Source organism: Leptolyngbya sp. FACHB-36 (assembly GCF_014695955.1).
In the GTDB taxonomy this organism is placed as follows: Bacteria; Cyanobacteriota; Cyanobacteriia; order Leptolyngbyales; family Leptolyngbyaceae; genus FACHB-36.
In genome coordinates this window covers 1-4,771 of sequence record NZ_JACJPG010000620.1, presented here as the reverse complement: position 1 = coordinate 4,771, position 4,771 = coordinate 1, and the positions used below count along the sequence as shown (strand labels likewise).

The 4,771-nt window shown below is 53.5% G+C and carries 6 protein-coding genes; 3 read left to right on the top strand and 3 right to left on the bottom strand.

From position 1 onward, the window contains the following. Positions 1-655, top strand: a 655-nt coding sequence (locus H6F43_RS18700; RefSeq protein WP_277879972.1) for an SbcC/MukB-like Walker B domain-containing protein, incomplete at its 5' end; no start/stop codon positions are given. 208 nt (positions 656-863) lie between these two features. Then, positions 864-1,472, top strand: a complete 609-nt coding sequence (clpP, locus tag H6F43_RS18695; protein WP_190344280.1) for an ATP-dependent Clp endopeptidase proteolytic subunit ClpP — start codon at positions 864-866, stop codon at positions 1,470-1,472. A 61-nt stretch (positions 1,473-1,533) separates the two neighbouring features. On the opposite strand, the gene H6F43_RS18690 is transcribed toward clpP, so the two are convergent. Beyond that, positions 1,534-2,391 carry a hypothetical protein gene (locus tag H6F43_RS18690; protein ID WP_190344278.1) on the bottom strand — a complete coding sequence of 286 codons (858 nt, stop codon included), beginning with the start codon at positions 2,389-2,391 and terminating at the stop codon, positions 1,534-1,536. Between the two features lie 369 nt (positions 2,392-2,760). Here H6F43_RS18690 and phoU point away from each other — a divergent pair, with 369 nt between their 5' ends. Further along, the gene (gene phoU / locus H6F43_RS18685; RefSeq protein WP_190344276.1) at positions 2,761-3,417 is read left to right on the top strand and encodes a phosphate signaling complex protein PhoU; all 657 of its coding nucleotides are present in this window, start codon (positions 2,761-2,763) and stop codon (positions 3,415-3,417) included. A gap of 83 nt (positions 3,418-3,500) precedes the next feature. Here phoU and H6F43_RS18680 read toward each other — a convergent pair whose 3' ends face one another. Beyond that, positions 3,501-4,019: a hypothetical protein gene (locus H6F43_RS18680; RefSeq protein ID WP_190344273.1), complete on the bottom strand. Its 519-nt coding sequence runs from the start codon at positions 4,017-4,019 to the stop codon at positions 3,501-3,503. An 11-nt stretch (positions 4,020-4,030) separates the two neighbouring features. After that, positions 4,031-4,771: GTPase HflX (hflX, locus tag H6F43_RS18675; RefSeq protein WP_190344271.1), on the bottom strand; the 741-nt coding region annotated here is incomplete at its 5' end.

The following is a 4,771-nucleotide window of genomic DNA, read 5'->3' as shown; positions in this document are numbered from 1 at the left end:
TCAGCATCAAACGGCTCAGCGCCAGCAGCGAATTTATCAGGAGCTGGCGCAGGCGTTCGGCAGAAACGGCATTCAAACGCTAATGATTGAAAACGTTCTGCCCCAGCTCGAAGCCGAAACGAACCTGATTCTCAGCCGCCTCAGCGCGAATCAGCTTCACGTGCAGTTTGTGACTCAGCGCTCCACCAAGTCAAAAAGCAAATCCATCAAGATTGACGACGTTAAGACCTTTCGCTCCAACGCCAAAGAAGGTGCTGCCGATGGAGAAGCTCCACGATCGCGCCTCACTCACACCTCATCGGCTCGCCTGATCGAAACCCTCGATATCCTGATTGCTGATGCCCACGGCACTCGCCCCTACGAAACCTATTCTGGCGGCGAGGCGTTCCGCGTCAATTTTGCGATTCGACTGGCGCTGTCGCGCCTGCTGGCGCAGCGATCGGGCACCGCCCTACAGCTACTGATTATCGACGAAGGCTTTGGCACGCAGGATGCAGAAGGCTGCGATCGCTTGATTGCCGCAATTAATGCGATCGCGCCTGCCTTTGCTTGCATTCTCACCGTGACCCATGTGCCCCACTTTAAGGAAGCCTTTCAGGCACGCATCGAAGTCATCAAGACCGAGCACGGCTCGCAGGTCAGCCTGTCGCTGTAGTCTCCTCGTCTACAGAAGCCAGAACTGGAAGCCGGACCAAAACCTCGGAGGTTTAACTCACTACGTTGCTCAAGATGTTTGATGCTCGGTTAAAACCTCCAAGGTTTGCGTAAGTTCAGGTATCTTCAAAATCATCGCTTCTTACTCCTTCAGCCTCACGCCTCACTGCCGCAGCGATAGAATGAAAAAAATCATCTGAGCATAGGCTATGATTCCTACCGTTATTGAACAGTCGGGTCGCGGCGAACGCGCCTTCGACATTTACTCGCGGCTTCTGCGCGATCGCATCATTTTTCTAGGACAGCAAGTTGACGCCGATCTCGCTAATCTGATCGTTGCTCAGTTGCTCTTTTTACAGGCAGAGGACCCGGAAAAGGATATTTATCTCTACATCAACTCTCCGGGCGGCTCGGTGACGGCGGGCATGGGCATCTATGACACCATCAAACAGCTGACGCCGGACGTATGCACGATTTGCGTTGGGTTTGCTGCCAGCATGGGCGCATTTTTGCTCAGTGCAGGCACAAAGGGCAAGCGGATGAGTCTGCCGCACTCGCGCATCATGATCCACCAACCTCTAGGGGGTGCTCAAGGACAGGCAACGGATATTGAGATCCAGGCAAAAGAAATTCTGTATCACAAGAATCGCCTGAACACGCTGCTCGCTGACCACACGGGGCAACCGCTAGAGCGGATTCAGGAAGACACCGAACGCGACTTCTTCATGTCCGCAGAGGACGCCAGAGACTACGGTTTAATCGATCAAGTGATCGATCGTCGCCCCTCGGCAACTCATCCAGCGGCACTGGTGCAGTAGTCGCTCACGCCGAAAACATAGGCGAGCAAGCGAGCTAACAGCGAATTGCTGTTAGCTCGCTTTACGAATGGAACGGTAGTTCACTCGGAGACGGACAGCCCTTCAGGTAGGTGAGAAAATCGAGCAGTTCCTCATCCGTTAGCTGCTGGCGAGATCGCTTACTGTACGTCCGCATCAGGTGCTTCTGTCCCTTTTCCCTGGTCCATCCAATCCGCTCTAGCTCCATGTCGGTTTGAGCAATCAGCGAGGAAAGATCTTCCATTGCTGGGGCGGGTGGCTCGGTCTGTTTTGGAGGCGGCTCTGGAGTTGCGGTCGAACGCGACTTGCCGTTGCGGGATTTGGGTGGAGCCGCATCAGAGTCCAGCAACTTCGTGGGCGCTACGGTTGGAACTGCTACAGGAGCCGTGTCCTCCGACTCAGAAAATGGGTCAACTTCGCCAAGTGGCGGAAACGTCGATCGCGGCGACTCAGACACACTCGAAAAATCAAATGGCAGCGGTGCAATTTCCGGCAGGGGTTCGCTTCTAGAAATCGGCGGAGTGGCGTCCTTGAGGCTGGGAAGCGCAGTGGGAACTAAATCGGGTTCTGGTGCTGGCAGGCGCGTTTCAGTCTCGATCGTGCTTGGCAGCAGTGAGGACGGCAGTTCGTAAGTAGGAGGCTGGATACTTTGACGCAGGGCTGGCGCAAAGGTGGAAATGCCCAGCAGCTTCAGCACTCGCAGCCGTGCCTGATCTTCCGCCAATTCCAGCGTTGCGGCGGCTGCCATGCTAGTCGCAAGCGGGGTCCCGCTCACCTCCACGATCGCCCGCACTAAAAAGTTGCCTTCGTGGATCTGAACGAGTTCGGCAACTAGGCTGCTAGCGGGATAACGGGCTTGCAGTTGCGTAAACAGGGGATGAAAATCAATCGAGTCCGGCATGATGGCATGAGGTATCTAGTGAAATCGAACTGGGCTTGCAGGCGGTAGACGCGCAGCGAATGTCGATAGATTGTATCTCCCGATGCTAACTTTGAACGCGCAAGACCAAATTGATTGTAAGCACTATCGCTTTGAGCCTACGATTTATTTCTATTAAAGGATTAGCTGCCTAAAAGGAATTTGCGCGATAAACTAATGATCTAATTCAGAAAATTGGATAGTGTGTTGAGCGCATTCGTTAAGTTTCATGCTTTACTGTGTGCCACTGACTTCACCGGAACACTGCCTGTGGCTCAGCTATTTTGAACCAGTCTAAGCTCCAGTGGTCGTTTCCTAAGTCCATTCCTATCAGTTTTGGCGGGTGAGTTATTGAGCAGTTCACGACCTACAACCCGTGCTCACTTTGAGCGGCAGCTGAAGGGCGTTCAACAAGATGTGCTACGTATGGGTGCGTTAGTTGAAAACTCCTTCTGGCTAGCGCGTCAAGCTCTGTTTGAGCGGAATCTGGAGGTGCCCGAGCGTATCGCGGTGCAAGATAAGCAGATTGACCAGTTTTACCGTCAAATCGAGCAGGATTGTGTCCGTCTGATCGCTCTCGAAGCTCCGGTTGCCCGCGATCTACGCCAGCTTACCGCTCTGATGCAGCTTGTTCGCGACTTAGAGCGAATCGGAGACTACGCGGAAGATTTGGGAGAAATTGCCGTGCGCCTGTTTCCGTACCCTAGGCAGTCCTGTATGGAACAGGTGCAGGTTATGTGCGATCGTTGTCGGGCAATGCTGGCAATGAGCCTTGCCGCTTTGTCTGACTTGGATGCTGAATCCGGACTCGCTGTTAAAGACAAAGACGATGCGGTGGATCTGGATTACGAAACTCTTTATAACGAACTGGCGCTCCAGCGAGACGTTGCGGGCATTGTTGAGCCGATCGTGCTGCTGATTCTGATTATCCGCCATCTAGAGCGCATGGCAGACCACGCCACCAACATCGGCAAGCGCGTTGCTTACATCGTAACTGGGGAGCGGTAAGGAGCTAAGTTCCAATTCACCCGTAGTAAGACGGCTAATTCTACCAATGCTGCTCCATCGAGTGTCATCAAACGGGCAGCAACCTATGCATAATCAAGCTGTTGGGTTTGACGACCCTCAAGCAGCTTGATCATGGCACTGGATAGCTTCAAGTACAGTTCTGTGTCGTTGTCTATGTAGAAAACATTAGGAGGAGTACAACCACAAAGCTGATTCAGAAAGTTTTTGGATAGTTTGTCACCGTGAGCAGTGAGGCTTTCGTGAACACGTTGAGCAATTTGACAAACAACTTGCAGACGTTCCTCATTAGTTATGAATCGATCGAAATCTGGATCAAGGCAACCATTGATGTGTAACTCCGCTTGCTCCCGCCAAAACGCACAGGCTTCTTGTAACCAAGATGGAATTTCTGGCGATCGATCGATTTCGCGGACTGCCAAAAATAGCCAGACCTCAATCTTATAGTCTTTTGCGCAGATACTCTGTTCGCGAAATGACACCAAAGAGTGCCCCATAGTCAATCTAGGAGATGTTCCAAAGAATTCCAGCTTGCGTGTCGAGAGATAACGTGGAAGGACAGCCTCAGCAAGAAGTCCACCCATCTAAACGTTCACTAAGACGAGACGGCATAGTGCACTAGCTGCCCCAGCTTGCGCCGCAGCGTTTCTAAACCCAGACGATCGCTAGCCGACACGAACACCGCTTGAGGGAATTCCTCTTTGGCAAGGGACAGACGATCGCCGTCTACCTGGTCAATCTTATTGAACACGATTACCGCCGGACCCGGTGTAATCGGCATCTGTGACAGAATCGTCATCACCGATCGGATCTGGCTCTGCCACGCAGAATGGGACAAATCCACGACGTGCAGCAGCGCGTCAGCTTCAGTGACTTCTTCGAGCGTGGCGCGAAAGGCGTCCATCAGTGAAGCGGGCAGATCATGGATGAAACCCACCGTATCCGTCAACAGAATCGGGCGTGGCTCCTGCGTAGTAACATCCGGCACGACTAGGCGGCGCGTAGTGGGATCAAGGGTGGCAAACAATTGGTCAGCGGTATAGACCTCAGCATTCGTTAACACATTTAGCAGCGTAGACTTGCCCGCGTTCGTGTAGCCAACTACCGCGATCGACGGCACTTCCTCGTGCTGGCGGCGCTGCCGCATTCGGGCGCGGTGAGCCTGTAGCTGGTTGACCTCCTGCTGAAGCCGCGAGATCCGTCGCTGAATCGACCGTCGCTCGGTTTCTAGCTTGGTTTCACCCGGACCTCGCGTGCCGATACCGCCGCCTAATCGAGACATGGCTTGTCCACGTCCGGTCAGTCGCGGCAGGCGGTATTCCAGCTGTGCCAACTC

What these genes read in the sequence shown, in the direction of transcription:
- clpP (WP_190344280.1), top strand. Translation starts at nt 864, where the DNA reads ATGATTCCTACCGTTATTGAACAGTCGGGTCGCGGCGAACGCGCCTTC.
- H6F43_RS18690 (WP_190344278.1), bottom strand. Translation starts at nt 2,391, where the DNA reads ATGCCGGACTCGATTGATTTTCATCCCCTGTTTACGCAACTGCAAGCC.
- H6F43_RS18680 (WP_190344273.1), bottom strand. Translation starts at nt 4,019, where the DNA reads ATGGGTGGACTTCTTGCTGAGGCTGTCCTTCCACGTTATCTCTCGACA.